Source organism: Gulosibacter molinativorax (genome assembly GCF_003010915.2).
GTDB classification, from domain to species: Bacteria; Actinomycetota; Actinomycetes; order Actinomycetales; family Microbacteriaceae; genus Gulosibacter; species Gulosibacter molinativorax.
In genome coordinates, this window is the sequence record NZ_CP028426.1 from 81,791 (window position 1) to 107,851 (window position 26,061).

General features: G+C 64.8%; 24 protein-coding genes, 2 tRNA genes and 1 riboswitch. Of the genes, 21 read left to right on the forward strand and 5 right to left on the reverse strand.

Annotated features, from left to right (window positions below; all coding sequences use genetic code 11):
• Window positions 1-39: 39 nt before the first annotated feature.
• The 5 genes from GMOLON4_RS00380 (at window position 40) to GMOLON4_RS00400 (ending at window position 4,880) form a co-directional block, all read left to right on the forward strand.
• Window positions 40-1,647 (forward strand): sensor histidine kinase, encoded by a 1,608-nt coding sequence (locus GMOLON4_RS00380; protein ID WP_026937158.1) that lies wholly within the window; start codon window positions 40-42, stop codon window positions 1,645-1,647.
• Window positions 1,644-2,306, forward strand: a complete 663-nt coding sequence (locus GMOLON4_RS00385; protein WP_026937157.1) for a response regulator — start codon at window positions 1,644-1,646, stop codon at window positions 2,304-2,306. The genes GMOLON4_RS00380 and GMOLON4_RS00385 overlap by 4 nt, the downstream gene beginning before the upstream one ends.
• A 224-nt stretch (window positions 2,307-2,530) precedes the next feature.
• Window positions 2,531-3,235, forward strand: a complete 705-nt coding sequence (locus tag GMOLON4_RS00390; protein ID WP_026937156.1) for a hypothetical protein — start codon at window positions 2,531-2,533, stop codon at window positions 3,233-3,235.
• Window positions 3,236-3,263: 28 nt separating this feature from the next.
• Window positions 3,264-3,806 carry a PadR family transcriptional regulator gene (locus GMOLON4_RS00395; RefSeq protein WP_035732969.1) on the forward strand — a complete coding sequence of 181 codons (543 nt, stop codon included), beginning with the start codon at window positions 3,264-3,266 and terminating at the stop codon, window positions 3,804-3,806.
• Between the two features lie 162 nt (window positions 3,807-3,968).
• A complete protein-coding gene (locus GMOLON4_RS00400; protein WP_051266955.1) occupies window positions 3,969-4,880 on the forward strand; it encodes an alpha/beta fold hydrolase in 912 nt (303 codons plus the stop codon).
• A gap of 114 nt (window positions 4,881-4,994) precedes the next feature.
• On the opposite strand, the gene GMOLON4_RS00405 is transcribed toward GMOLON4_RS00400, so the two are convergent.
• Together GMOLON4_RS00405 and orn are read right to left on the reverse strand one after the other, a co-directional pair.
• Window positions 4,995-5,070: transfer RNA gene (locus GMOLON4_RS00405), tRNA-His, on the reverse strand.
• A gap of 41 nt (window positions 5,071-5,111) precedes the next feature.
• Entirely contained in the window at window positions 5,112-5,741 is a 630-nt protein-coding gene (gene orn / locus GMOLON4_RS00410) for an oligoribonuclease (protein WP_026937155.1), read from the reverse strand.
• Window positions 5,742-5,851: 110 nt separating this feature from the next.
• Here orn and GMOLON4_RS00415 point away from each other — a divergent pair, with 110 nt between their 5' ends.
• From GMOLON4_RS00415 to nadE, 9 genes are all read left to right on the forward strand, one after another.
• Window positions 5,852-6,133, forward strand: coding sequence for a hypothetical protein (locus tag GMOLON4_RS00415; protein WP_146137451.1), 282 nt, complete (start codon window positions 5,852-5,854; stop codon window positions 6,131-6,133).
• A 44-nt stretch (window positions 6,134-6,177) separates the two neighbouring features.
• Window positions 6,178-6,250, forward strand: a tRNA-Arg gene (locus GMOLON4_RS00420).
• A gap of 144 nt (window positions 6,251-6,394) precedes the next feature.
• On the forward strand, window positions 6,395-7,600 hold the full coding sequence (locus tag GMOLON4_RS00425) for an MFS transporter (protein WP_051266972.1): 1,206 nt from the start codon (window positions 6,395-6,397) through the stop codon (window positions 7,598-7,600).
• 128 nt (window positions 7,601-7,728) lie between these two features.
• Window positions 7,729-8,391: a response regulator transcription factor gene (locus tag GMOLON4_RS00430; RefSeq protein WP_265576762.1), complete on the forward strand. Its 663-nt coding sequence runs from the start codon at window positions 7,729-7,731 to the stop codon at window positions 8,389-8,391.
• Window positions 8,392-8,455: 64 nt separating this feature from the next.
• A complete protein-coding gene (locus GMOLON4_RS00435) occupies window positions 8,456-9,337 on the forward strand; it encodes a sensor histidine kinase (protein WP_026937152.1) in 882 nt (293 codons plus the stop codon).
• 97 nt (window positions 9,338-9,434) lie between these two features.
• The gene (locus tag GMOLON4_RS00440) at window positions 9,435-9,806 is read left to right on the forward strand and encodes a hypothetical protein (RefSeq protein WP_146137452.1); all 372 of its coding nucleotides are present in this window, start codon (window positions 9,435-9,437) and stop codon (window positions 9,804-9,806) included.
• Window positions 9,806-10,690 carry a COG4705 family protein gene (locus tag GMOLON4_RS00445; protein WP_211222695.1) on the forward strand — a complete coding sequence of 295 codons (885 nt, stop codon included), beginning with the start codon at window positions 9,806-9,808 and terminating at the stop codon, window positions 10,688-10,690. Before GMOLON4_RS00440 ends, GMOLON4_RS00445 begins: the two co-directional genes overlap by 1 nt.
• Window positions 10,691-10,822: 132 nt before the next feature.
• Window positions 10,823-11,842, forward strand: a complete 1,020-nt coding sequence (locus GMOLON4_RS00450; RefSeq protein WP_084147544.1) for a serine hydrolase domain-containing protein — start codon at window positions 10,823-10,825, stop codon at window positions 11,840-11,842.
• A 12-nt stretch (window positions 11,843-11,854) separates the two neighbouring features.
• Window positions 11,855-12,664, forward strand: a complete 810-nt coding sequence (gene nadE, locus GMOLON4_RS00455; RefSeq protein WP_026937149.1) for an ammonia-dependent NAD(+) synthetase — start codon at window positions 11,855-11,857, stop codon at window positions 12,662-12,664.
• A 72-nt stretch (window positions 12,665-12,736) separates the two neighbouring features.
• Here the strand turns inward: nadE and GMOLON4_RS00460 are convergent, their stop codons facing one another.
• Entirely contained in the window at window positions 12,737-12,994 is a 258-nt protein-coding gene (locus tag GMOLON4_RS00460; protein ID WP_026937148.1) for a hypothetical protein, read from the reverse strand.
• Window positions 12,995-13,071: 77 nt separating this feature from the next.
• Here GMOLON4_RS00460 and msrA point away from each other — a divergent pair, with 77 nt between their 5' ends.
• On the forward strand, window positions 13,072-13,596 hold the full coding sequence (msrA, locus tag GMOLON4_RS00465) for a peptide-methionine (S)-S-oxide reductase MsrA (protein WP_026937147.1): 525 nt from the start codon (window positions 13,072-13,074) through the stop codon (window positions 13,594-13,596).
• On the opposite strand, the gene GMOLON4_RS00470 is transcribed toward msrA, so the two are convergent.
• On the reverse strand, window positions 13,593-15,059 hold the full coding sequence (locus GMOLON4_RS00470; protein ID WP_026937146.1) for a glutamate synthase subunit beta: 1,467 nt from the start codon (window positions 15,057-15,059) through the stop codon (window positions 13,593-13,595). The two genes, msrA and GMOLON4_RS00470, sit on opposite strands and share 4 nt — an antisense overlap.
• Window positions 15,052-19,641 carry a glutamate synthase large subunit gene (gene gltB, locus GMOLON4_RS00475; RefSeq protein ID WP_035732967.1) on the reverse strand — a complete coding sequence of 1,530 codons (4,590 nt, stop codon included), beginning with the start codon at window positions 19,639-19,641 and terminating at the stop codon, window positions 15,052-15,054. The genes GMOLON4_RS00470 and gltB overlap by 8 nt, the downstream gene beginning before the upstream one ends.
• 339 nt (window positions 19,642-19,980) lie before the next feature.
• Between gltB and GMOLON4_RS00480 the strand changes: the two genes are divergently transcribed.
• The 6 genes from GMOLON4_RS00480 to gdhA all read left to right on the forward strand — a co-directional run bounded on the left by GMOLON4_RS00480 (window position 19,981) and on the right by gdhA (window position 25,856).
• Window positions 19,981-20,616 carry a single-stranded DNA-binding protein gene (locus GMOLON4_RS00480; RefSeq protein ID WP_051266953.1) on the forward strand — a complete coding sequence of 212 codons (636 nt, stop codon included), beginning with the start codon at window positions 19,981-19,983 and terminating at the stop codon, window positions 20,614-20,616.
• A gap of 192 nt (window positions 20,617-20,808) precedes the next feature.
• On the forward strand, window positions 20,809-21,306 hold the full coding sequence (locus GMOLON4_RS00485; protein WP_245575468.1) for a DUF6993 domain-containing protein: 498 nt from the start codon (window positions 20,809-20,811) through the stop codon (window positions 21,304-21,306).
• Between the two features lie 99 nt (window positions 21,307-21,405).
• Window positions 21,406-23,088: an energy-dependent translational throttle protein EttA gene (ettA, locus tag GMOLON4_RS00490; protein WP_026937143.1), complete on the forward strand. Its 1,683-nt coding sequence runs from the start codon at window positions 21,406-21,408 to the stop codon at window positions 23,086-23,088.
• A 56-nt stretch (window positions 23,089-23,144) separates the two neighbouring features.
• Window positions 23,145-23,615: an acyl-CoA thioesterase gene (locus GMOLON4_RS00495; RefSeq protein WP_035732997.1), complete on the forward strand. Its 471-nt coding sequence runs from the start codon at window positions 23,145-23,147 to the stop codon at window positions 23,613-23,615.
• A 2-nt stretch (window positions 23,616-23,617) separates the two neighbouring features.
• Window positions 23,618-24,412, forward strand: coding sequence for a hypothetical protein (locus GMOLON4_RS00500; RefSeq protein WP_026937141.1), 795 nt, complete (start codon window positions 23,618-23,620; stop codon window positions 24,410-24,412).
• A 97-nt stretch (window positions 24,413-24,509) separates the two neighbouring features.
• Window positions 24,510-25,856, forward strand: a complete 1,347-nt coding sequence (gene gdhA / locus GMOLON4_RS00505) for an NADP-specific glutamate dehydrogenase (RefSeq protein ID WP_026937140.1) — start codon at window positions 24,510-24,512, stop codon at window positions 25,854-25,856.
• A gap of 79 nt (window positions 25,857-25,935) precedes the next feature.
• Window positions 25,936-26,039: riboswitch (TPP riboswitch) on the forward strand.
• Window positions 26,040-26,061 lie beyond the last annotated feature (22 nt).

The window sequence follows — 26,061 nt, forward strand, 5'->3', positions numbered from 1 at the left end:
GATGAGGTCGATGTCTGTTCCGCGTGTCATTCTGAGGGTATGAATGCCCGCCGCATCGCTGCTGCCGCACTGCTTGTGGCGATGGTCGTTGGCGGGTATTTCTTGGGCGCCGCAGAATCGGGAAGCGCGCTGAACGGTGTGTTCGTGGCGGTCGTTGCCACCCTCGTTTGGGTGCTGGGCGTGATCATTGCTCGAGCCCTGAAACGGTCAAGGGATGCGCGACGCGCCGCACGAGAGATACTCGCGCTCGATGACCACGCGATGATCGAGCGGTCGGTGGCGGATGAACGACGGCGGCTCGCCGAGGAAACGGACCGGCAGCTACGCGCCACGCTGGCCGAGATTGCGGCGACTTCCGCGGAACACCAGCGGGATTCCGCGTCGGACCTTGGAGCCGTCGCGAGGAGCGTGCATCGCGCGAGCCGTGAGGCAACTGCGGAGCTGCGTCGGCAGCTGGGCCTCCTTCGATCTGCCGAACAGTCCCCAGCGAGTGGGTCGACCGAGGCTCGGCATCGCGGCTGGGCACCGCGCTATGCGGATGCCATTGTCACGGTCATCGTCGTGGTGATGGCGCTCGCCGAGGGCGCGCCCTACTTTGGCTCTGCCTTCTACGCTGGCGCCTGGTCGGCAGCCAGTACGGCGCTCGCGTCGTCGACAACACTCATGTGGCGCAAGGCACCCGAGGCCGGCGCCATTGCGTCGGGAGTTGTCTGGCTCGGTGCTGCGCTCCTCGGTGCCCCAGTCGTCGGCGGTCTCTGGGTGTTCGCGAACTTCGGTCTGCTGGCCTATGGCGTCGCGGCCCGGGCGCGCATCTGGGTTGCCCTCGGCACGCTAGTTGCGTTCGCCCTCGCGATCGGAATCGCGACGTGGCTGGTCGAGCCGCTCAACGTGCCAATAAATCTGCTGACCATTGCCGTCGGCGCCATGGTGGGATTCGTCGTGCGCTGGTCTCGAGTCAGAGTTGAGTCGGCGCGGCGGTCTGAGCGGAAGCGCTCGGAGGCATTGCGGCCGCAGATCGAGCAGGCGATCTCCACTGAGCGGGGCGGATTCGCGCGGGAGTTGCACGACACCGTTTCGCATGCCGTGGGCGTGATTGCAATGCAAGCCGGCGCCGCCGAGGTATCTTTGCCGGAGCATCCTGAACGGTCGCGCGCGGCGCTCGCGGTCGCGCATGAGACCGCGGTCGAGTCGCTAGCCGAGTTGAACCGCCCCCGTGGCGGTGCCAGTGCGAGTGTTGAAGCGTCGTCGGCAGCCGAGGCTGGCGCAGGTCTGAGCGAATCCGAACGGCTTCACGCTCTCATCGACCGGTTTCGTAAGGCTGGACTCGAGGTGACCTATCGCGGGGATGCGGTGCCGGAGAAGCTGCAGCCGCTTGTGCTCAGAGTCATCCTGGAGGGACTCACGAACGTTCTTCGCCACGCGGAAACGGCGTCCGCGACGGTGTCGATTTCGCGCGAGCCCGAGAATCTTCGTATTTCTGTGGCGAATGGTGGGCGGCCGCGGGACGCGCCGCATCCGCACGGTTTCGGCCTGGTGGGCCTGCGCGAGCGAGTTGAGCTGGCGGGCGGGGCCTTCACTGCCGGGCCGGGTACGGTCGAAGGATTCCAACTCGAGGCCATCGTGCCGTTGGAGAGGAGCGCGGCATGAGCATCCGCATCGTCATCGTCGACGACAACGCTCTGCTGCGGGCGGGGCTCGCGACGGTGCTCGACATCGATCCGGAGTTCGAGGTCGTCGGTGAGGCCGCGAGTGGGCCGGAGGGTGTGTACCGTGCGACTGAGCTGCAACCGGATGTCGTCCTCATGGACGTCGAAATGCCGGGCGGGGATGGAATCACCGCGACCCGCGAGCTCGTCACGAGGTTTCCCGACCTGCGCATCCTGATTCTGACGATGTTCGATCTGGACGAGTATGTCGCGGAGGGATTGCGTGCGGGCGCGGCGGGGTTCCTGCTGAAGACCACGGAACCGCAGGCGCTGCTTCGGGCGGTGAGGGATTGCGCAGTGGGGGAGACGCCACTGAGTCCGCGCGTGCTTGAGCGGCTTGTCGAGAATTTCATTGACCGGCCTGCGGAGCCCGAGCCGCCGCCCGGCTACGAGCTGCTGACCGACCGCGAGCGCGACGTCTTGCTCTCGCTGGCCGAGGGCCGCTCGAACGCGGAGGTCGCGGCCCATCTGCACCTCGCCGAGACGACCGTCAAGACACATGTCGCGCAGGTGCTGTTCAAACTCGGGGTGCGTGACCGGATGCAGGCAGCGGTGTTGGTGCATCGGGCCGGGCTCGTTGGTCGTGACAAGCAGCGTTGAGCGCAGTACCGCTGTCGCGTCCAGTCACAGTGACATGTGATGTTGACATGTAACTGTATCAGGTGCGAGAATGGTGGCACCTGCTCGTCAACGATTCGGGGCTAGCAATGTGGCACCTCATTTTCGTTTCAGTACACGTCCTCTCAGCCGCTACGGCGCTGGTATTCGGATTCATCGCCCATCGTCGGCCGCACGCCAGCGCGTCAGTGGAGGTGACCTAGACCATGTTTGCCGGTCATTACGGCGTTGCGCTCGCAGCCAAAGCCGTTCGGGGCGATCTGCCGCTCGGCGGACTCTTCATCGCAACCCAAGCCATGGACATCGCGAACTCGGTCCTGCTGCTGACAGGGTTAGAGCGAATCCGTATTCACGCCGAAGCCACGGGCGCTGAAGCCGTCGAGACGACTTACGCGCCATGGAGTCATAGCCTCCCTGGCGCGACCGTTCTTGCCGCGGTGATGGCGCTACTCATTACCCTTGCATTGCGTCGACGGCGGCAACGCTTGATGGCCGCGGTCCTCGTTGCACTCGTGGTTGTGAGCCATTGGCTGCTTGATGTCTTGGCGCATCCCGACGGCATCCCGGTGATCGATCACAGCGTGGAAGTCGGCCTGGGTATGCCGTTGGTGGTGTCGATCGTCGTGGAGTCTGTGCTGCTGTTGGTTGGACTCGCCTTCTACATTCGCGCGACGCGTCCGGTGAATGCGCTTGGACGATTCGGTATGCCCACCTTCGTGGTCGCAGTGGCCGCGTTCAATATCTATGTCGCAACCTCGACGGCGCCGGCGACTGTCACACTTGTAGCACTGTCAACGTTGGCCGCGCATGTCCTGTTCGCGGTTGTTGCCTGGTGGCTCGATCGCCAGCGCATCCCCGCATCGAAGCGAGCCCGCTCCGATGCCCATGCCCTCGCCGTTGACGTGCCATGATATTGAGCACGTCAACGAAAGGGGACCTGTGTCGAGGCCTTCATCGGTAAGTGCGACTGCGGGGGCGCTGCTCGGGATGCTCGCGGAAGGTCCAAAGTCGGGATGGGATCTCGTCGAAGAAGCCAAGACCAGGGTTGGAAACTTTTGGACCATTCAGCACAGTCAGGTCTATCGCGAACTTGCCAAGTTGGAAGCAGATGGGCATGCGGAGCCGCTACCGGTGGAGGGTCGCGGGCGCCGGAGATACCGCATTACTGACCAGGGGCGCGAGGCATATCTTGACTGGGTGAAGCGCGCGCCGGGTGATGAGAGCGTCCGAATTCCTTTCCTCTTGACCGTCGCATTTGCCGACGACATGCCGGCGGAGCAATTCGCTGAGCGCATCGCCGAGCAGCGGCGGCGGCACACCGAGCGACTGAACGAATATGAAGCGATGTGGCAGGAACTTGCTGACGAGCGTGCGGACGGGGGAGGGGCTCGTCTGGCCACACTCGCGCTCGGAATCGGCTACGAACGTGCCGCGTTGGCTTGGCTCGAAGAACTACCGTCGTTTTTCGGTTCGGACTCCTGAGCGCATCCTTCGACTCGTACTGAATCAGCTTGGAGCGAGGGCGCGAGCCGGAGCTTCCGCGGGGAAGGAACGTGGTTGTGTGGCTGCTGCATCCGGGATAGCGTCGAAAGCAACGATCACCGGGAGCCGCCAAGACGAGGCTCTCACCATGGAGAATCGACGATGCCGTACATCACTCCGGCTGGCGCCGTAGAGCGACAGATTCTGCTGCCCGAAGGGCCGGTTCGTGTCTTGAAAGGTGGTCAAGCCGCTGGTCCTGGCGTTCCGTTGGTCATGATTCACGGTGGTGGGTATGACCACGCGGGGATCTCTTGGTATCGCAGCTTCGAGTCACTTGGCTCAGCAAGGCGCCTTTACGCGGCGGACCTGCCAGGTTTTGGCGGTAGCCGCGCGATAGCGCCGCTGCACGGTCCTGTCGAGATGGCTGATTTCGTGGTGCGCGTGATGAACACGATGGGGGTCGACCGTGCCGTTGTCGTGGGTGTTTCCATGGGCGGCGATGTCGCGCTCAATGTGGTGCTCCAGCATCCTGAATTCGTGGCCGGGCTGGTGCTCGTTTCGCCGGGCGGTCTCGCGGAGCGGGTTGGCGATCCATTCACCCATCGCTTGGCTTGGCTCGGCGCCCAGATCCCCGATTGGCTCCTGCTGCCGATGACTCGAGTTGCGAATCGTTATAGCGGCAGCGCGATCAAGGCGTTTGTCAAGGATGCGAGTCGGTTGCCCGACGAGGTGAAGAGGGAGTTCGTGAAGGAGGCTCGGGCGCCACGCGCAGGCATCGCCTATGGCAGGTATAACCAAGCCACGCTAGGTCGCACGCGACTCACTAATAATCTGCGCGGACGGATGCACGAAATTAAGGTGCCGACAATGCTATTCCATGGTGCGGAGGATCCGATGGTTTCCCCGGACGATTCACGGTACGCCGCTGGCGCGATTCCGGATGCACGGCTCGTCCTCGTCCCCGACACGGGGCATTGGGGACAGCTGGAGGCCCACGACGCATTCACGGATGCCGTGCTGGAGTTCCTTGCGGAGATTGACCCGCCTGCGCCGCGAGAGTCAAACCGCGAATAGGAAAGCGTGCCCAAAACGTGCCCACGGTGGGTAAATTGTGGGCACGACCGTGCCCAGACGAACGAGCAAGTCCCCAGCATCCTTGCAATTATGCGGACGTTGGGGACTTCTGTTTGGGGTGAGTAACGGGGCTTGAACCCGCGACCTCCTGGACCACAACCAAGCGCTCTACCAGCTGAGCTATACCCACCATGTCGACCGCCTCGCGGCAGCCAACCATGAGATCTTACATCATTTCTGAAGGTAAGGCGAAAACGCCTCGACGACGCTTGTCGACATCGTCTTGAGCGACTTGGAGTCCGGTCCTGGCTGCGGCACGCACATCGCTTCGCGGTAGTAGCGCAGCTCGCGGATCGACTCGAGAATGTCGGCGGTGGCGCGGTGTCCGCCGTTCTTCTCGGGGGCGTTGAAGTAGATGCGTGGGTACCAGCGGCGCGAGAGCTCCTTGAACGTCGACACATCGATGTTGCGGTAGTGCAGGTAGGCGTCGAGCCCGGGCATCTGGCGGTTGATGAACATCCGGTCGGTGCCGATCGTGTTGCCGGCGAGCGGTGCCGTGCGCTCGGCCGGCACGAACTGCTTGATGTAGGTGAGCACCTGTTCTTCGGCCTCGGCCATTGTCACCCCGGATTCGAACTCGTTGATAAGGCCCGAGGTCGTGTGCATGTTGGTCACGAACTCGTTCATGTTGTCGAGCGCTGACTGCGAGGGCTTGATCACGACATCGAGGCCCTTGTCGTCGAGCAGGTTCAGTTCGAAGTCGGTCACGAAGACCGCGATTTCGCAGATCTCATCCACGTCCACCTCGAGACCGGTCATCTCGCAGTCGATCCAAACAAGGCGGTCCTGTGCAGTAGTCATGGGCTCAATCGTAGTAACCCCAGCGACACGCAGACACATTGAGGCGGCATCTGCCAGAATTTCCGGCAGGGTCGGCGCCACTCCCGACCAGGAGAGAAAGACACACCGGAATGGGAGAGCCGCCCCGCCGCCATGGGATGCCGTGGCCCGCGAAATTCGCGCTGGTACTTGGACTCGCGGCCCTCGTGTGCTCGTTCATTCCGGTCGTCGGCGACTACGTGACTATCCCGCTTGGGGTGATTGCGATCATCCTGGGCTGTCTCGATATCTGGCGAGCGGAGCGCGGCCGTCGCGCCCGCGTGGTGCCCGCGACCTTCGGCACGATCTTCGGCGGGCTCGCGCTGCTCCTAGTCATGATCTCGATGATGGCAACGCAGGATGTGCCGGTCTAACGTTGCGTTCGCAGGGCTCAGATGCTCCTATATCCTTGTGGCATGCCTCCGTAGCTCAGTGGATAGAGCAACGGCCTTCTAATCCGTCGGTCACAGGTTCGAATCCTGTCGGGGGCGCTTTTACCATCAAAAATGCGGTGAGGTGGTCGGTATTGCATGACTCAGTCAACTAAACCCGGCAAAACTCACGCGAAACGTTCGTTGGAACGGTATGCCGTCGCGCTGGAGACGCAGCGTGTGCAGCGTGTGCAGCGTCGGACGATGACCGTCCTCATTATCATGCAGATTGTCGGCACGATTGGTGTGGGCATCGCGCCGTCGATAGGCGTGCTTCTCGCTGGGGAAGTTACGGAAAACGAGGCGTGGGCTGGGCTCGCCCGCACGGCGAGCACGCTTGGTGCCGCACTCATGGGGTTGCCGCTCGGCAACCTCGCCGCGAAATTCGGCCGCCGGTTCGCCCTCTCGAGCGGCTGGTGGCTGGCCGCGGCGGGTAGCACGATTCTCGTGTTCGCAGCGCAGCTGAGCCTGATCGTGCCGCTGTTTATCGGCTTGCTGCTCATCGGAGCCGGCTCGGCGGTCAGCCTGCAGGCTCGCTTCGCGGCAACCGACCTCGCGGAACCACACCACAAGGCGCGCGCGCTCGCTCTCATCGTGTGGGTGGGGACGATCGGCTCGGTGTTTGGCCCGAACCTTGGCATTCCAGGCGAAGTCGTCGGTAACCTCGTCGGGCTCAACGTCTACGCGGGCGCGTTCCTCATCGCGGCCGTCTGCCTCGCAGCGGCGGGCCTGATCGTCTTCGTCTGGCTGCGCCCAGACCCGCTGCTGCGGCTCCAGCAGCTGAAGCCCCACGCATCCGCCCCAACCGGGAAGCGGCGCGGCCGCATCCGGCTAATCTTCGCGGAAATGCGCACGAACGCCGACGCTCGCTACGCCGTCATCGCCATCCTCACGGCCCAGATCGTCATGGTTTCGGTCATGACGATGACGCCGGTGCACATGGCGCACCAGGGCGGCTCGATCACGCTCGTCGGGATTACGATCAGCCTGCACATCCTCGGCATGTACGCGTTCGCACCACTCGTCGGCTACCTCGCCGACCGGGCTGGGCATCGCATCACCATCGCCTTCGGCATCGGAATCTTTCTCGTGTCGCTCGTGTTCGGCGCGCTGTGGCCCGACGACACCGGCTGGATCATCGCGTCACTCTTCCTGCTCGGTGTGGGCTGGTCGTTCGCGAACGTCGCCGGCTCGGCATTCTTCAGCACGGTCGTCTCGGACGAGACTCGCGCATCCTCACAGGGCGGGGTGGATGCGCTGTCTAACCTCTTGGGGGCGACGGCGGCATTCGTGGCCGGACCGTTGCTCGCGCTGACTAACTTCTCGGCGCTGTCGGTGATCGCGATGTTCGTTCTCGTGCCCCTCGCCATTCTCACGCTGAGCCGGCCGCGGGAGACCCTCGCGAACTAACCACCGCAAACCGCAGTCGGGTCTCGCGCGCGAACTCGCCGACGTTCAACTTGGCGGGCGTACTCTGTGCCAATGCAAATGACCACGCGTGGGCAGACGCCACGCATTTCGCCCATGAGCCGCGAGCAATGAGAGTCCTAGTCGCGGAAGATGATGAGCGCATCCGCTCGCTCCTCGAGCGGGCCCTGCGCGAGAGCGGCTATTCGGTGGATGCGCACGAGGACGGCGAATCGGCGCTGTTCGCGGCCGAGACCGAAACCGTTGACCTGTTGATCCTCGACATCATGCTGCCCGGCGCGATCAACGGCGTCGAGGTGTGCCGGCGGGTGCGAGAGACGAACCCGTCGGTGCCCATCCTGCTGCTCACCGCGCTGTCCACTCCGCGACATCGAGTCGCGGGCCTCGACTCCGGCGCGGATGACTACCTCACCAAGCCCTTCCACCTCCCGGAACTACTCGCGCGCGTTCGGGCGCTGCTGCGGCGCTCTCCGCTCGCGGTCACGCCGGTGCTGAGCGTCGCGGGCATCGAACTCGATCCGGCGACGCATACGGTGGCCCGAGACGGCAACGCGATCGACCTCACCGCTCGTGAGTTCGCGGTGCTCGAACTGCTCATGCGCAACCCAGGCCGGATTGTGTCGGCGACCGAGTTCATCGACCACGCCTGGGACGCGAACTACGACGGCTACAGCAACGTCGTCGCGTCCACAATTCGTCACCTCCGGGGAAGCTCACTCTGCCCGGGCAACCCGAGGTCATCGAGACGGTGCGCGGCCGCGGCTACCGGCTGATTGGCGGTGAAGCGTGATCCTGCGCCGCGCGACGCTGAAGCTGGCCGCCTAATATTCGCTCCTGATGCTCGGGCTCGTCGCGGTGTTCGCGATCGGGGTGGCGGTCTACGCATCCTTCGCCTTCGACCTCGAGCTGCCGGAAACGACCGAGGAGGCGCTGAACCAGGCCAATGTGACGCTGCGAACCGTGCTCGTAGTCTGCTTCATTGCGTTCGTGGTGGTCGTGCCGCCGCTGAGCTATCTGCTCGCCCGGCACACGCTCGCGCCGGTGCGCGCGAACCTCGAGGCGCAGCAGCAGTTTGTCGACGATGCGTCGCATGAGTTGCAGACCCCGATCGCCGTGGCACAGGGCGAGCTTGAGCTCGCACTCCTGCAGCCGCGCCGTCCTGAGCAATATCAGGAGTCAATTACCGCGGCGCTGGGCGCGCTCGATGAGCTTGGCAGGCTCACGAGGGATCTCCTGATCCTCGCGCGGGAAGACGGCGTCGAGGATGCGCGGGAGGTGATCGATCTTGCCGAGCTCGGGGAGCGCGCGCTCCTCGCTTGCCCTCCCGAGACGCGTGCGCGCGTGCGGCTGCGGCAGAAGGGCTCGGACAGATTCGTCGGCATCCTGCCGTTGCTCTCGCGCGCAATCGGGAACCTGCTCGAGAACTCGGCCAAATTCTCACCCGCGTCGGAGCCGATCGAGCTGCTCCTGGAACGAGACGGCGAGGTCGTGCGGATCTCGGTCTCCGACCACGGGCGGGGGATGAGCGCCGTGCAGGCGTCTCGAGCCTTCGATCGGTTCTGGCGGGCCGACAATGCGCGGAGCACGCCCGGGCGTGGCATCGGGCTTTCAATCGTGCGGCGAGTCGCCGAACTCCATGGCGGCCGGGCGTTCCTCCGTAGCGAACCGGGGCACGGCACTGTGGTGACGATTGAGATTCCGGTGACACCCGCATCCTGAATGTGCTCCCAGGGCCGCGTCATCTTGTCGTCACGATCCGCTTCATAACGTGGTGATCACGGAAATCGCACAGGGCGATACCGGAAAGGAACACACCATGGAAAAGCGCAAGAAGCTCGGCATCGCATCCGGTGCAGCACTCCTCCTCTCGCTGGGCGCGACGGCACTCGTCGCTGGGCCTGCACTCGCCGCGGACAGCGGTTCTGCCCCTGCAGCCCCGGCCGCAGCCGTGACGACGGTGGACAGCACCTCGACCGCCGACATCCCGAACGACCCCAACGAGGCCCCCGGTACCGAAACGAACGACGACAACGAGGCGAACGAGGCCCCGGGCACCGAGACCAACGACGACAACGAGGCCAACGAGGCCCCGGGTACCGAGACCAACGACGACGGCGGTAAGGATCAGGGCGTCGAAGACGGCACGAACGACGGTGAGACCAACGACGACACCGGAGCCGCGAAGTAATGACTTCAGGCTCTGAGGGTGAGGCCGCTCGCGGCCTCACCCTCCCCTTCGGGGGAAGCCCCGTCGGGAACGGTGCCGTGGACGGGGCTCAGCCCGCATCGGCCGCCGAGGTCATGCTGAACAAGGTGCCGGAGATCACGCTGCTGTTCTGGCTCGTGAAGATGATGTCCACGACCGTCGGTGAGACGGGCGCTGACCTCCTCTCCGGGACACTCGGCTGGGGCCTGCCCGTCACCTCCGCGGCGGTGACGGCGCTGCTCATCGTTGCGTTAATCGCGCAGTTCCGCGCCAAGTCCTACGAGCCCGCGAAGTACTGGGTTGTCGTACTGCTTATCTCGGTCGCCGGAACCCTGGTGAGCGATATGCTCGTCGACCTCGCGGGCGTCCCCCTCACCGTCACGACGGCGGTGTTCGCAGCACTCCTCGCCATTGTCTTTTTCGCGTGGTGGTCTCAGGAACGCACGCTCAGCATCCACACCATCAACACGCGTAAGCGTGAGGCGTTCTACTGGGCAGCCATTCTCGTCACCTTCGCGCTCGGCACTTCGGGCGGCGACCTGCTCGGCGAGGCCCTCGGCTTCGGCTACGAGCTCTCGGCACTCGTCTTCCTCAGCGCGGTCCTGTTCATCGCGTTTGCTCACTTCGCGCTCCGGCTCAATGCCGTGTTCGCGTTCTGGGCCGCGTATGTCCTGACGAGGCCGCTCGGCGCATCCTTTGGCGATCTGCTTTCGCAGCCGATCTCCGCCGGCGGGCTTGGCATGGGCACCGTGCCGGTGAGCATCGCGTTCACGGTGTGCATCGTCGCCGCGATCGCGTGGTTCGTGTACGAACAGCGTCGCGCGGCGACCGGCCGCCATCGAGAAATGGAGGTATCCGTAGCCTGAACAACGACACCACCACCTCTTCCGTTCACCGCTGAATCCTGCCCGTCGACGCATCCGGGCGGGATTCAGCGCGTGCAAATCAGGCGACGTTCACTCTCAAATTATGCGAGGAGAAGAACGTAGCCTTGCAGCATGCCGAACAACTTGAACCTCCCGAACCAGGGGGCAGAGTCCGCGCACACGGGCCTAGCCCAAACCACTGCGAAGCTCCTCGGCACCAAGCATCCTGTATTCGGCATGTCGCTGATCACGCCGGAGAAGGCCGAAGTCTCGGTACAAAACGCGGACCTAGAGGCGGACTTCGAGCTCGCGTCAATCTCAAAAGGAATCACCGGACTCCTCTACGCGCTTGCGCTGTCCGAAGGCGAGATTACCGAACACACCACGCTCGGCGAGCTACTATCGCTGCCGAACTCATCGGTGGCCGACGTCACACTGAAGTCTTTGAGCATGCACCGGTCCGGGCTGCCCTCGCTTCCGAAATCGATGAAGCCGTTTAAGCGAGACCGCGAGTGGCGGCGGCACGGCCGAAACCCCTACGGCGACAGCGTGGATGACTTGCTCGAGCATGCCCGCACTGTCAAGCTGGGCCGGCCTCGACCGAAGTACTCGAATTTCGGCTTCATGCTGCTCGGTCACGCATTGGCGAGCGCGGCTCGGATACCGTACGTCGACCTGATTCGTGAGCGAGTTTTCGAGCCGTTCCAGATGTCGGGCGCATACGCGCCGATCACGCGCCATGATTTGCGTTCGACCGCATTACTCGGTCGACGCGGCTCCCGCGAAAATCAAGCGCCTTGGACCGGCGAAGGGTTCGCGCCAGCGGGAGGCATTCGGGCGACCGTGGAAGATCTCGGTAACTTCATGCACGGGTTGCTCGCAGGCGACCATCCGATGCTCGCCGCACTCGACCCAGTCGAGGATTTCGGGGCGGGAAACCGCATCGGGGCGGGATGGCTCACGCTCACGAACGACGGGCGGGAACTCACCTGGCACAACGGTCGTTCTGGTGGCTTTGGCTCGATCATCGTGCTTGACCGCTCGGCAAGGGTTGGCGTCGCCATCGTGAGTGCGAGGTCGGCGACGATTGATCGAGCTGGATTCCGGCTGATCAGCGAGCTGTTAGGCCGCACGAATAGCACCGAGTCGTGACAGAATCGGCATATGACTGAGCTGCAAGCAGAAATCATTCGAGCGCTCGGGGTGAAGCCCGAAATCTCGCCGGCAGATGAGATTCGCTCGCGGGTCGACTTCATGAAGGACTACCTGTGTAACGCTCACGCGAAGGGCTTCGTGCTCGGGGTTTCCGGCGGCCAGGACTCGACCCTCGCCGGGCGTCTCGCGCAGCTCGCGGTCGAGGAACTCCGCGCCGAAGGCTACGAGGCCCGCTTTTTCGCGGTACGCCTCCCGTTTGGTGTGCAGCAGGACGAGGCGGATGCGCAACTCGCGCTCCAGTTCATTCAGCCCGACGAGTCCGTCACCGTCGACATCAAGCCGGCGGTCACCGGCCTCGACGCTGGGACCAACATCGAGTTCAGCGACTACAACCGCGGCAACGTTAAGGCGCGGATGCGCATGGTCGCGCAGTACGCGATCGCAGGGGAGCACGGGCTGATGGTGATTGGCACGGATCACGCCGCCGAGGCCGTGACGGGCTTCTATACCAAGTTCGGTGATGGGGCGTGCGACCTCACGCCCCTCGCTGGGCTTAATAAGGGTCAGGGGCGACAGATTCTGCAGGAGCTGGCCGCGCCCGAGCAGCTCTACCTCAAGGTGCCGACTGCGGACCTCCTCGATGGCGTCCCCGGCCGACCCGACGAGGTCGAGCTCGGCGTCACCTACGAGGAAATCGACACCTACCTTACCGGCGACACCGTCAGCGACGAAGCCGCGTCGAAGATCGAGGGGTATTACCGCCGCACGCAGCACAAGCGCGAGCTGCCGGTGACCCCGTGGGATACGTGGTGGCGCTAGGCTCCACGCAATCCCAGACAGGCCCGCACCGGCCCGACGCGAGCCGAGCCGACGCGACTCGACAGACCGGGCCTACATCCACTTCAATGCGCTAATGGCCTCGTGCTCGCTCCCGAACGTCCCGAGCGTCACAAAACCGCGGCGATCGGCGGTCATCCGCGAGATCGCCCACGCGTCTGAGCCAGCGCAGCCATCACGGTGCTCGAGGTACCCGACGACGGCGCCGGTGACGTTCGTGATGCGCCAGCGCGCCTCGGTGAGCTGCTTGAACTGAAACCCGTGGCGTTCGAAGTGAAGGCCTGCGATGCGGGGGAGAAGCGTGGTTGTCATGGGAGGCTCCTTCCGTGTCTGAGTGCTTGCTCGTAACAGTAAGGCCAGCCCCCGACATCGGCGTTAGCATGATGGCCATGACGACTTCATTTGTTCTTGCTGGCGGTTGCTTCTGGTGCTTGGACGCCGCATACCGCAACGTTCGCGGGGTGAGCGATGTCGTGTCCGGCTACACAGGTGGCGACGTCGAGGACCCCAACTACCAGCTGGTGTGCACTGGAACGACCGGTCACGCCGAGGCGGTCCGCGTCGACTTTGACGAGTCGGTGGTCCCGGCCGATATCATCCTCGACATGTTCTTCACGATGCACGACCCGCGCCAGCTCAACCGGCAGGGTAACGACATCGGCACGCAGTACCGCTCGACGATGTTCCCCGCCGACGAGGCGCAAAAGGAGCTCTTCGAGAAGGCGCGCGATCGCGCGGACGAGGCGTGGGGCGGCGGAATCGTGACGACCATGCAGCCCCTCGAGAAGTTCTGGGTCGCCGAGGAGGCACACCAGGACTTCTTCGCGAAAAACCCGACGCAGGGCTACTGCCTCGCGGTGGCGGTACCGAAGGTCAATAAGATCCGCGCCGGGTTCGCCGAATACGTGCTCTAGCTTCGCAGGGAGATCGCCATCTCCGAGGCACGCACGGGCGAGGGCAACATGGATGCGCCGAGCAGGTGCTTCTCGACAGCCGCTGCGGCCGCGCGTCCCTCGGCAATCGCCCACACGATGAGTGAGGCGCCGCGGCCGGCGTCGCCGACCGCGAATACTCCCGGCACATTCGTCGCGTAGTCATCGTCACGGGCGATGTTCCCGCGCGAGGTGAAGCCGACCTCGAGTTGCGAGGCGAGTGCATCCTGCTCGGGGCCGGTGAAGCCCATCGACAGCAGCACGAGATCCGCCGGGATGGTTCGCTCCGTGCCCGCCTTCGGCACGCGGCGGCCGTCCTCAAGGAAATCGGTGTCGGCGAACTGCAGCGCGACGACGTGACCATCCGCATCCGATACGAACTCGACGGTGGACGCCTCGAAGAGCCGCTCGCCGCCCTCCTCGTGCGAGGTTTGGACCTCGAACACGCGCGGGGTCATCGGCCACGGCTCCTTTGGGGTGCGGAACTCCGGCGGCTTCTTGCCGATCGCGATATTGGTGACGGATGCCGCACCCTGGCGGTGCGCCGTGCCGATGCAGTCTGAGCCGGTGTCGCCACCGCCGATGACGATGACGTGCTTGCCCTCGGCCGTGATCTGGTCATGCACGTCGTCGCCCGCGACCGCGTGGTTCGACTGCACGAGGAACTCCATCGCCTGGTGCACGCCGCGAAGGCTGCGGCCCGGCACATTCAACTCGCGGCCGACGGGCGCACCCGTCGCGATGATGACCGCGTCGTAGCGGCGGCGCAGGTCGGACCAGCTGATGTCGCGCCCGATCTCAATGTTGGGGCGGAACCGCGTGCCCTCCTCACGCATCTGCTCGAGGCGACGATCCAGCACCTGCCGCTCCATCTTGAAGTCGGGGATGCCGTAGCGAAGGAGCCCGCCGATGCGGTCGTCGCGCTCGAAGACGGCGACGGTGTGGCCCGCACGGGTGAGCTGCTGCGCGGCGGCGAGGCCCGCAGGGCCCGAGCCGACGACGGCGACGGTCTTGCCGGTGAGGCGCTGCGGCGGTTGCGGTTCGATCCATCCCTGGTCGACCGCCTCGTCGGCGATCGACTGCTCGATGCGCTTGATCGTCACCGCGGGCTGAGAGATGCCAAGCACACAGGCCGATTCGCAGGGAGCGGGGCACAGGCGTCCCGTGAACTCCGGGAAGTTATTCGTCGCGTGCAGTCGCTCGGACGCGGTGTGCATATCGCCGCGGTACGTCAGGTCGTTCCACTCGGGGATGATATTGCCGAGCGGGCAGCCCTGGTGGCAGAAGGGGATGCCGCAGTCCATGCAGCGGCTCGCCTGGGCGTGCAGTTGCTTCGGGTCCTGCTTCTCGTAGATTTCCTTGTAGTCCATGAGGCGCAGGGGGACGGGGCGTCGTGCGGGCAGCGCGCGCTCGCGCTCGTTGAGGAAGCCTCTCGGGTCAGCCATGGGTTGCCTCCATAATCTCGCTCCAGGTTTCGTCGCCATCCGGGTCGATGCCCGCCGCGACGGCCTGTTCGCGGATGCTCGTGACCGTCGCGTAGTCGCGCGGCAGTACCTTAGAAAATTCGGTTCGGGTCTGGTCAAAGTCGGTGAGGATGCGCTCGCCGAGCACCGAGCCCGTGCGCTGGACGTGCTGGCGAATGAGATCGCGCAACTCCTCCGCGTCGGCGTCGGACAGCGGCTCGATCCGCAGCTCGCCGGTGCTGAGTGCGCTGGGGTTGACGAGGGTCGTGTCGAGATTTCGGACGTACGCGATCCCACCTGACATACCCGCGCCGAGGTTGCGGCCGGTGTCGCCGAGGATGACCGCGAGGCCACCGGTCATGTATTCGAGCGCGTGGTCGCCCACGCCCTCGACCACTGCGGTGGCACCCGAGTTACGCACGAGGAAGCGTTCGCCCACGACACCGCTGATGAACATGGTGCCGCTCGTGGCGCCGTAGCCGATCACGTTTCCGGCGATGACGTTCTCGGACGCCTCGAACGCGGCGTGCTCATCGGGCCGGAGCACGATCTGGCCGCCCGAGAGGCCTTTCCCGACATAGTCGTTCGAGTCGCCCTGCAGCTCGATAGTGACGCCCGAGGGCAGGAACGCGCCGAGGGATTGCCCGGCCGTACCGTTCAGGGTGATGCTGATCGTGTCGCGCGCGAGGCCGTGCTCGCCATTCGCGACGGTCACGCTGTGTCCGAGCATCGTGCCGACGGCGCGGTCGGTGTTGTGGATCGGCAGCGCGATCTCGACGCGCTCGCCCTTGGTGATCGCCGCATCCGCGAGCGAAATGAGCTGGTTGTCGAAATGCTGGTCGAGCTCGTGATCCTGGTCGCGCATCCGGCGGCGTGGCGCATCCGCGGGCAACTCGGGGCCATTCAAAATCGCGTCGAGGTCGAGCCCGTCGGCCTTCCAGTGACGCTTGGCCTCGTCGGAGTCGAGCAGGTCGTCGCGGCCGATGATCTCGTCGAGGCTGCGGTAGCCGAGCGCAGCGAGATACTCGCGCACCTCCTGCGCGATGAACTCGAAGAAGTTCACGACGTGATCGGCCTGACCGGTGAAGCGCGAGCGCAGGTCCGGGTTCTGCGTCGCGACGCCCACGGGGCACGTGTCCAGGTGGCACACGCGCATCATGATGCAGCCCTCGACGACGAGCGCGGTCGTCGCGAAGCCGTATTCCTCGGCGCCGAGCAGGGCACCGATCACGACGTCGCGCCCGGTCTTGAGCTGACCATCCACCTGCACGCTGACGCGATCGCGCAGCCCGTTCAGGCGTAGCGTCTGCTGTGTCTCGGCGAGGCCGAGCTCCCACGGGGTGCCCGCGTGCTTGAGCGAGTTCAGCGGGGATGCGCCGGTGCCGCCATCGTGGCCTGACACCAGGATGACGTCGGCGAGCGCCTTCGTCACACCCGCGGCGACTGCGCCGATGCCGTTCTCGGAGACGAGCTTGACGTGGATGCGCGCGTCCGGGTTCGAGCGCTTGAGGTCGAAGATGAGCTGCTTGAGGTCCTCAATCGAGTAGATGTCGTGGTGCGGCGGGGGAGAGATGAGCCCCACGCCCGCGGTGGCGTGGCGGGTATTCGCGATCCACGGGTACACCTTCTGCGGCGGCAGCTGGCCGCCCTCGCCGGGCTTCGCGCCCTGCGCGAGCTTGATCTGGATGTCGTCGGCGTGAGTGAGGTACATACTCGTCACACCGAAGCGGCCGGAAGCGACCTGCTTGATCGCGCTGCGACGCTCGGGGTCGAGCAGCCGATCGACGTCCTCACCACCCTCGCCCGTGTTCGACTTGGCGCCGAGTCGGTTCATCGCGATCGCGAGGGTCTCGTGCGCCTCCTTCGAGATCGAGCCGTAGCTCATCGCGCCGGTCGAGAATCGCTTCACGATCTCGGAGACCGGCTCGACCTCATCCACCGAAATGGGCTCGCGATCGCTTGCGAACTTGAAGAGGCCGCGCAGCGTCGAAGTCTCCTCGGCCTGCGTGTCGACGCGGGAAGTGTAGTCCTTGAAGATGTCGTAACGGCGCTCGCGCGTCGCGTGCTGCAGTCGAAAGACCGTGTCCGGGTTAAAGAGGTGGGTGGGGCCCTCGCGGCGCCACTGATACTCGCCACCAATCTCGAGCGGCCGATGCGGCAGCCCCGCGCCATCGAGCGGGTAGGCGGCCTCGTGTCTCGCCTGCACCTCGACGGCGATGATGTCGAGATCGATCCCCGAGATCTTGGAGGGCGTGCCGGTGAAGAACTCGTCGATCAGCTCCTGCGAGAGGCCGACCGCCTCGAACGTCTGCGCGCCCGTGTAGCTCGCGATGATCGAGATGCCCATCTTCGACATGATCTTGAGCACGCCCTTGCCGAGCGCCTGCAGGAAGTTCTGCACCGCCTGTTCGGGGGTGACGCCCTCGATGTGGCCCGAGCGCGCCATGTCCTCGACGGATTCCATCGCGAGGTAGGGGTTGATCGCGCTCGCGCCGTAGCCGAGCAGGACGGCGACGTGGTGCACCTCGCGCACCTCACCCGTCTCGATCACGAGGCCGACGCGCAGGCGTCGCTGGGTGCGGATCAGGTGGTGGTGGACGGCGCCGGTCATGAGCAGCGACGGGATGGGCGCCCAGTCGCGGTTCGAGTCGCGGTCGGAGAGCACGATGAACTTCGCGCCATTGTCGATCGCCTTATCGGCCTCGGCGCACAGCTTGTCGAGCCCCTCGCGCAGCCCCTCGACGCCGCGATTGACGCGGTAGAGCCCGCTGAGCGTGACCGTCTCGTCAATGCCGGGTCGGGTCTCGAGGTGCTGGAGCTTCGCGAGTTCGTCGTTATCGAGGACGGGGAAGTCCACGATGATCTGGCGCGCGTGATCCGGGCTGATGTGCAGCAGGTTCTCCTGCGGGCCGATCGAGGTCGAGAGGCTCGTCACGACGTCCTCGCGAATCGCGTCGAGCGGCGGGTTCGTGACCTGCGCGAAGTTCTGCGTGAAGTAGTCGAACATTAGTCGCGGTCGGTTGGCGAGCACGGCGATGGGGGTGTCGCTTCCCATCGCGCCGAGCGGCTCGGCACCGGTTCGCGCCATCGGCTCGAGCAGGATGCGCAGCTCCTCTTCCGTATAGCCGAACGAGCGTTGGCGACGGACGATGGAGGAGCGGGTGTGGCTTACGTGCTCGCGCTCAGGCAGTTCTTCGAGGCGGATGCGCCCCTCGTCGAGCCAGTCGCCCCAGGGCTGCAGCTCGGCGAGGTCGTGTTTGACCTCTTCATCCTCGACGATCCGGCCCACCTCGGTGTCGACCACGAAGACGCGGCCCGGGCGCAGGCGGCCCTTGCGGACAATGCGCTCGGGGGCGGCCTCGAAGATGCCGACCTCGGAGCCGACGACGACGATGCCGTCATCCGTCACGACGAAGCGACCCGGGCGCAGGCCGTTGCGGTCGAGGGTCGCGACGAGGCGGCGACCATCGCTGAAGGCCATCGACGCGGGGCCGTCCCACGGCTCCATGACGAGTGAGTGGTACTCGAAGAAGTCACGGATCTCGGCGGGCATGTCTTCGCTGCGCTCCCACGCCGCGGGCACCATCATGTGCACCGCGTGCACGAGTGAGCGGCCAGAGAGGGTGAGCAGCTCGAGTACCTCGTCGAAGCTCGCCGAGTCGCTGTTGCCCTCCGTGATGATCGGGGTGAGCTGAGTCACGTCACCGAGATAGTGGCTCTCGAGCTGTGACTCACGTGCGCGCATCCAGTTGCGGTTGCCGCGAATCGTGTTGATCTCGCCGTTGTGCGCGGTCATGCGCATCGGCTGCGCGAGCGACCACGACGGGAAAGTGTTGGTCGAGTAGCGCGAGTGGACGATCGCGAGCCTCGATGCGAAGCGTTCGTCCGAGAGGTCCGGGTAGAACGGCTGCAGCTGCAGCGTCGTGACCATGCCCTTGTAGGTAATGGTGCGGCTACTCAGCGAGCAGAAGTAGGTATCGATCGTGTGCTCGATGCGCTTGCGCAGGCGGTAGGCCTGGCGATCCAGCACGATGCCCTTGCGAGGGTGGCCTCGGTAGTTCTGTCGCTCCGAGCGGATGAACAGCTGCTCGATGACGGGCATGGCGTCGTGCGCGAGCGGGCCGAGCTGTGTCTCGTCGATGGGGACCTTGCGCCAGCCGAGCACCCGTAGTTCTTCCTCGGCGCAGAGCTCCGCAATGCGCTGCTTCATTGCAGCCCGTTCGGTCTTGTCGACGGGGAGGAACGCGTTGCCAACCGCGTAGCGATCGGGGGAAGGTAGCTCGAAGTCCACGACAGCGCGGAAGAATTCATCCGGGATCTGCGTCAGGATGCCCGCGCCGTCGCCGGTGCCCGCGTCGGAGCCGACGGCGCCACGGTGTTCCATGTGGCGAAGCGCCTCGAGTGCGATTTCGACGACCTCGTGGCTCGGCGCGCCCTGCATGGTCGCGACCGACGCAATGCCACACGAATCGCGTTCGTTGGCAGGGTCGTACATTCCCTGGGCAGCGGGAAGGCTGGTGAAATGGTGCGCGGATGCGTTCATTTTGCCCCTCGTAGTTGTCATAGGCCCACCGCGGTGGACTTTTAGAATAAGGGCACGGAGCCCATTTGCAAAGTCACATTCGAGTAGCACTGTCCGCTACGTGATAATTGGGCGGGTCATGGCGGTGGGTCAGTTCTGCAGGTTCTGCGCCCTGTTCGGCGGTTTTTCATATCGCGCTCGGTACCCGTTTGGGGTGTGGATGGCGAGATATTCACAGGGCGGAGCGAGGGGCGTGCGTCGCCCGTGTGTCCGCCACACACTGGTGTCGTGTCCCGGCGGGCAGCAGTTCTCGCACGGTGCGGCTGGCCGGGGCACCCACTATTAGAAATGGCACCTCACTCTCCTTGAAGGGAGCTTCAGATGACCGACTTCATTACTGTGACCGGCACCGTCGGCACCACCCCCGAACACAAAGTCGTAGGCGAGCAGGCGCTCAGCCGAACGACGTTCCGGCTCGCGAGCAGCGAGCGGCGCCGCGCGGCCGACGAGCAACGCTGGGAAGACGCGCACACGAACTGGTATTCGATCACCGCGTTCGGCCGCCTCGCGGCGAATCTCACTGCATCGCTGGAGAAAGGCCAGCGCGTGATGGTCAGCGGCAAGCTACGGATCCGCACGTACACCCGCGAGGACGGCTCGCAGGGCACACAAGTGGAAATCATCGCGAGTGCAATTGGTCACGACCTCTCATTCCAGATCGCGACGGCCGCGAAGCGCCCGGGCGGGGAACGTAGCGGTGACGCCGCCGCTGAGGGTCCGTTACCCGACGGGCCGACGCCCGAAGACGCCTCGCCCGTGTATCCGGCCCCGCCGCCCAACTATTCGCCGGCGCAGGCGGCACCCTCGACCGCGGATTGGTCCTCCGGCCTCGGGGCGACGGCGACGGTCAGTCCGGCCGAAGTCGACGGCGAGGGCGACGACGACGGCGAAAGCGAGAGCGACTCCAGCATGCTCGTGGATGCGCAGACCGGGGAGGTCGTGGAGACTCCGTTCTGACCGGCCCGTTCTGACAGGCCATTTTGACCGGCCCGCGGGTTCTCGCGTGGCATCCGCTGGCACCCGACCAGCGGCGGTAGGCGATGCCGCCGCTGGTCAGGAGTTACGCATCCTTCGACCCGCATCCCTTGTCCCGCATCCTTCGGAGCGCATTCAGCGGGGTGCACCCAAGCTCTTCTATGCTCGTAGCTTGTGATTCCAACAGAAGGGGTGCCGGTGCACTTGGTTCGAAAGCTCACCGCGGTCGCGGCGCTGGCGGTTGCGAGTCTCTCGCTCGCCGCATGCTCGACACTCGGGATCGACTCCGGGCCCGGCCCAACCGAGACGGAATCGACCGCCGCCACGGCATCGCCCGAGGCGACATTTGTTCCCGGCGGGGGAGCAGAGGAGAACAAGGCGTACTTCGACAAAACGTTGCAGGCGCTGCTCGACGCGAATCCCGACGCCGGATCCCACGAGATGGTGAACGCACTCACGGACGCGGGCTTTGATAAGGCGCAGATGGAGGTGACGTTCGACAAGACGAGCGTCGACCTCGACGCGGACTTCGTAATCGTGTCCGTCAAGATGCCCGATGACATGTGCCTGATCGGCCAGACGGGCACCAAGGGCTACGCGTCGACGGTCGGGGCACCGATGAAGAGCACCGGTAAGTGCCAGATCGGCGTGACGCAAGACATCGACTGGTAAGAAGCGCACAGCCCCCGGCTGATAGCATCTCGGCAGGCCCTTGTGAGGGCCACATTGCTTTATCCACTCGCCCGGTATTGGGCTCGACGACTGGAAGTTATGGCTGAGTACATCTATCAAATGGTTCGTGCCCGAAAGAAGGTGGGCGACAAGCTCATCCTCGACGACGTGACGATGTCGTTCTACCCCGGTGCCAAGATCGGCATGGTTGGCCCGAACGGCGCTGGTAAGTCGACCATTCTGAAGATCATGGCAGGGCTCGACACCCCGTCGAACGGTGACGCCACGCTGACCTCGGGGTATACCGTCGGCATTCTCCTGCAGGAGCCGCCGCTCAACGAGGAAAAGACGGTCCGCGAGAACGTCGAAGAGGGCGTTGCCGAGATCAAGGGCAAGATCGACCGCTTCAACGAGATCTCGGCGGAGATGGCTGACCCGGACGCCGACTTCGACGCGCTCATGGAAGAGATGGGCGTGCTTCAGACCGCGATCGACGCGGCCGATGCGTGGGATCTCGACTCGCAGCTCGAGCAGGCGATGGATGCGCTTCGCTGCCCTCCCGCCGACGAGCCCGTGACGAACCTCTCGGGCGGTGAGCGCCGCCGTGTCGCGCTGTGCAAGCTCCTCCTCGAGAAGCCCGACCTCCTGCTGCTCGATGAGCCCACGAACCACCTCGACGCCGAGAGCGTGTTGTGGCTCGAGCAGCACCTGCAGAAGTATGCGGGCGCCGTCATCGCCGTGACCCACGACCGGTACTTCCTTGACCACGTCGCTCAGTGGATCGCCGAGGTCGACCGCGGCCGCCTCTACCCGTACGAGGGCAACTACTCGACCTACCTCGAGACGAAGCAGGAACGTCTCGAGATCCAGGGGAAGAAAGACCAGAAGCTCGCGAAGCGCCTCAAGGAAGAACTCGACTGGGTTCGCTCGAACACCAAGGGTCGCCAGGCGAAGTCGAAGGCTCGTCTTGCGCGCTACGAAGAGATGGCGGCCGAGGCGGAGCGCACCCGGAAGCTCGACTTCGAGGAGATCCAGATCCCGCCGGGGCCGCGACTCGGAAACATCGTGCTCGAAGCCAAGGACATTAAGAAGGGCTTCGGCGATCGCGTGCTCTTCGACAACCTCACGTTCTCGCTTCCGCGTAACGGCATCGTCGGCATCATCGGCCCGAACGGAGTCGGTAAGTCGACCCTCTTCAAGACGATCGTCGGCATCGAGCCGCTCGATGACGGTGAGCTGAAGATCGGTGAAACCGTCGAGCTGTCGTACGTCGACCAGAGCCGTGCCGGCATCGACTCCGAGAAGAACGTGTGGGAGGTCGTCTCTGACGGTCTCGACTACATTCAGGTCGGCAAGGTCGAGATCCCGTCGCGCGCTTACGTCTCCTCGTTCGGATTCAAGGGCCCGGACCAGCAAAAGAAGGCCGGCGTGCTCTCCGGTGGTGAGCGCAACCGCCTCAACCTCGCGCTCACGCTCAAGCAGGGTGGGAACCTCCTGCTCCTCGACGAGCCGACGAACGACCTGGACGTCGAAACCCTCTCGAGCCTCGAGAATGCGCTGCTCGAGTTCCCGGGCTGTGCCGTGGTGATTACCCACGACCGTTGGTTCCTAGACCGAGTCGCCACGCACATCCTCGCCTACGAGGGCACCGACGAGAACCCGTCGAACTGGTACTGGTACGAAGGTAACTTCGAGGGCTACGAGGCGAACAAGGTTGAGCGCCTCGGACCGGAAGCCGCGAAGCCCTCGCGAGTGACCTACCGGAAGCTCACGCGCGACTAATGCAGGCGGGTCGGATCTCAGGAGACAAGGACGGCGAACGCCGGTATCACGTTGCAATGCCGGTGCGGTGGCGCGACCTTGACGCATATAACCACGTCAACAACGCCACGATGCTGACGCTGCTCGAGGAAGCGCGCACGATTGCGTTCTGGAAAGTGCATCCTGACGATCCGACCCTCGAGCGGCCGCTTGCCGTCGTGGATGCGCAGGCCACGTCCTCGACGAACACCCTCATCTCGCGGCAAGAGGCCGAATACAAGGTGCCGATCGAATACGGGCACGAGCCGCTCGACATCCAGATGTGGATCAGCGAAATGACGCCGGCCTCGATCGAGGTCTCGTACGAGGTGTGGAACCCCGTGACCGCGCCCAAGCGCATCCTGCACACCGTGGCGCGCACCACGATCGTGTTCGTCGACACCGCGACCGGCAGGCCGCGTCGCGTCAACGCCGAGGAACGTGCCGCGTGGGAGCCATTCATCGGCGAGCCTACGCGGATGCGCGGCGACCGATCGCGCCGAGGCTAAGGATGCCGGCCACGCTCACCCTCGCAAGCGCCGAGGTTCGCCGCGATCTCGCGACGTTCCTCGGCCGCGCGGGGCGCATTGAGGATGCGGGGCTGCGGCTCCAGGAGGTATCCGGCGGGATTGCCTGCTGGGTGCCGGTTCTTCGCCCCGCGGGCATCCTGACCAACTCGCCGCTCGTGATCGGGGTTCGCGGCATTCCGGCGCGAATCGAGAGCACGGAAGCGGAGGACCATGTCGGCGATCGCGTCGACATCGTCGTGCCGCTGCGCGGGATGCTTGACAGGCTCGCGCGCGAGCCTGAAAGCGAGGCCGAGGCCCGCCGGATGCTGCTCCCGACAGAGCGTCTGCGGGAATCGTGGACGGGAGTCACCCCACCACTTGCCGGGTGGCAGCGCACCGCAACGCTCTCGAATGACATCCTCATCGCGGTCGCCGAGGAGGGAATCGCCGAGGTCGGCCAGCGCGCCGACGGGATCGGCCAGATCCTCGCCGAGCAGGTGCGCGCCACGACGTGGACGCGCACGCTTCCGGAGCTCGCACGGGTGAAGGATGCGCAGGCGAATCTCGCGCAGGATAATCTCGCGCAGGACAATCTCGCGCAAGATGCGGACTCGCAGGATGCGCACGCGTTGGATACATACACGCAGACTCCCGCACTGCTGCCTCCTGCGGGCGCAGCATTCGCGGCGCTCGCCCTCGGCTTCCTGAAATCAGGCCGCACCGGCCAACTTTCCGAAGCACCCGGCTGGTGGCGCCTCGCCTTTCCAGCCGGGCAAGTCCTGATTCGTCGCCGCTAAATCGTGGAAAAGGTGCGCGATTCTCACGATACGGACTACGATTCAATTCGGTGGCTGAACTCCACAGCCTAGAAAGGAAATCCCTCCTGTGACTTCAATGCACTCGACCATTGAGAACCTGAAGCGCGATATCTTCGCCCGCAACTCTGGTGAACCAGAATTCCAGCAGGCCGTCGCGGAAGTTCTCGATTCGCTGGCGCCCGTTCTGGAGCGCCACCCCGAGTACCTCGATCAGGACATCGTGCACCGCCTCGCGGAGCCCGAGCGTCAGATCATCTTCCGAGTGCCCTGGATCGACTCCGAGGGTCGCGCACACATCAACCGCGGATTCCGAGTCGAGTACAACTCGGCACTGGGCCCCTACAAGGGTGGCCTTCGCTTCCACCCGACGGTGAACCTCAGCATCGTGAAGTTCCTCGGCTTCGAGCAGATCTTCAAGAACGCCCTCACCGGCCTGCCGATCGGCGGCGGCAAGGGTGGCTCGGACTTCGACCCCCGTGGCCGTTCGGACCGCGACGTCATGGCGTTCTGCCAGTCGTTCATGACCGAGCTGTACCGCCACATTGGCGAGTACACCGACGTCCCCGCCGGTGACATCGGTGTCGGTACCCGCGAAATCGGTTACCTTTTCGGCCAGTACAAGCGCATCCGCAACCGCTTCGAGGCTGGCGTGCTCACCGGTAAGGGCCTCTCGTGGGGTGGCTCGCTCGTTCGCCCCGAGGCGACCGGTTACGGCACGATCTTCTTCGCGCGCGAGATGTACGGCACTCGCAACGAGAGCTTCGAGAACAAGACCGTCTCGGTCTCGGGCTCGGGTAACGTCGCGATCTACGCGATCGAAAAGGCACAGCAGCTCGGCGCCAAGGTCGTGACCGCATCCGACTCGTCGGGTGTCATCTACGACCCGGACGGCATCGACCTCGAGCTTCTCAAGCAGGTCAAGCTTGAAGAGCGCGGCCGCATCCGTGAGTACGCCGACCGCCGCGGCAACCGCGTCGAGTTCCGCGAAAAGCTGAGCGACGTGTGGCACGTACCGGTAGATGTCGCGCTTCCCTGCGCGACCGAGAACGAGCTCGACCTCGAGTCGGCGCAGGCGCTCATTAAGAACGGCGTCCAGGTTGTGGCAGAGGGCGCGAACATGCCCTGTACCGCAGAAGCTGCGACGCTGTTCCGCGAGACCGACTCGGTGCTCTTCGGCCCGGCGAAGGCCGTGAACTCGGGCGGTGTCGCCACCAGCGCGCTCGAGATGCAGCAGAACGCCTCGCGTGACTCCTGGTCGTTCGAGTACACCGAGGCCCGCCTCGACGAGATCATGGTCTCGGTGCACGAGCGCTGCCGCACGACGGCCGCCGACTACGGTGCCCCGAACGACTACGTGCTCGGCGCGAACATCGCGGGCTTCACCAAGGTCGTCGAAGCGATGATCGCTCAGGGCCTCGTCTAAGCCGCAGCTCCAAACCTCCCACGGCCGGGCGTCGACATCTTCGGATGCCGACGCCCGGCCGGATTGTTGCTAGGCTTGCGAACTACGACAGGGGAGCGCCGGGCGGCGCTGAGAGTGCGGAGAACCGCAGACCCTCGAACCTGCCCGGTTAGGACCGGCGAAGGAAGTCGAGTTTCTCTCCCTGCATCGCCATATCGCGATGCAG

Bases quoted from the DNA above. Each gene is read 5' to 3' on its own strand.
- GMOLON4_RS00380 (WP_026937158.1), top strand. From the start codon at position 40: ATGAATGCCCGCCGCATCGCTGCTGCCGCACTGCTTGTGGCGATGGTC.
- GMOLON4_RS00385 (WP_026937157.1), top strand. From the start codon at position 1,644: ATGAGCATCCGCATCGTCATCGTCGACGACAACGCTCTGCTGCGGGCG.
- GMOLON4_RS00390 (WP_026937156.1), top strand. From the start codon at position 2,531: ATGTTTGCCGGTCATTACGGCGTTGCGCTCGCAGCCAAAGCCGTTCGG.
- GMOLON4_RS00400 (WP_051266955.1), top strand. From the start codon at position 3,969: ATGCCGTACATCACTCCGGCTGGCGCCGTAGAGCGACAGATTCTGCTG.
- orn (WP_026937155.1), bottom strand. From the start codon at position 5,741: ATGACTACTGCACAGGACCGCCTTGTTTGGATCGACTGCGAGATGACC.
- GMOLON4_RS00415 (WP_146137451.1), top strand. From the start codon at position 5,852: ATGGGAGAGCCGCCCCGCCGCCATGGGATGCCGTGGCCCGCGAAATTC.
- GMOLON4_RS00425 (WP_051266972.1), top strand. From the start codon at position 6,395: ATGACCGTCCTCATTATCATGCAGATTGTCGGCACGATTGGTGTGGGC.
- GMOLON4_RS00430 (WP_265576762.1), top strand. From the start codon at position 7,729: ATGAGAGTCCTAGTCGCGGAAGATGATGAGCGCATCCGCTCGCTCCTC.
- GMOLON4_RS00435 (WP_026937152.1), top strand. From the start codon at position 8,456: ATGCTCGGGCTCGTCGCGGTGTTCGCGATCGGGGTGGCGGTCTACGCA.
- GMOLON4_RS00440 (WP_146137452.1), top strand. From the start codon at position 9,435: ATGGAAAAGCGCAAGAAGCTCGGCATCGCATCCGGTGCAGCACTCCTC.
- GMOLON4_RS00445 (WP_211222695.1), top strand. From the start codon at position 9,806: ATGACTTCAGGCTCTGAGGGTGAGGCCGCTCGCGGCCTCACCCTCCCC.
- GMOLON4_RS00450 (WP_084147544.1), top strand. From the start codon at position 10,823: ATGCCGAACAACTTGAACCTCCCGAACCAGGGGGCAGAGTCCGCGCAC.
- nadE (WP_026937149.1), top strand. From the start codon at position 11,855: ATGACTGAGCTGCAAGCAGAAATCATTCGAGCGCTCGGGGTGAAGCCC.
- GMOLON4_RS00460 (WP_026937148.1), bottom strand. From the start codon at position 12,994: ATGACAACCACGCTTCTCCCCCGCATCGCAGGCCTTCACTTCGAACGC.
- msrA (WP_026937147.1), top strand. From the start codon at position 13,072: ATGACGACTTCATTTGTTCTTGCTGGCGGTTGCTTCTGGTGCTTGGAC.
- GMOLON4_RS00470 (WP_026937146.1), bottom strand. From the start codon at position 15,059: ATGGCTGACCCGAGAGGCTTCCTCAACGAGCGCGAGCGCGCGCTGCCC.
- gltB (WP_035732967.1), bottom strand. From the start codon at position 19,641: ATGACAACTACGAGGGGCAAAATGAACGCATCCGCGCACCATTTCACC.
- GMOLON4_RS00480 (WP_051266953.1), top strand. From the start codon at position 19,981: ATGACCGACTTCATTACTGTGACCGGCACCGTCGGCACCACCCCCGAA.
- ettA (WP_026937143.1), top strand. From the start codon at position 21,406: ATGGCTGAGTACATCTATCAAATGGTTCGTGCCCGAAAGAAGGTGGGC.
- GMOLON4_RS00495 (WP_035732997.1), top strand. From the start codon at position 23,145: ATGCCGGTGCGGTGGCGCGACCTTGACGCATATAACCACGTCAACAAC.
- GMOLON4_RS00500 (WP_026937141.1), top strand. From the start codon at position 23,618: ATGCCGGCCACGCTCACCCTCGCAAGCGCCGAGGTTCGCCGCGATCTC.
- gdhA (WP_026937140.1), top strand. From the start codon at position 24,510: ATGCACTCGACCATTGAGAACCTGAAGCGCGATATCTTCGCCCGCAAC.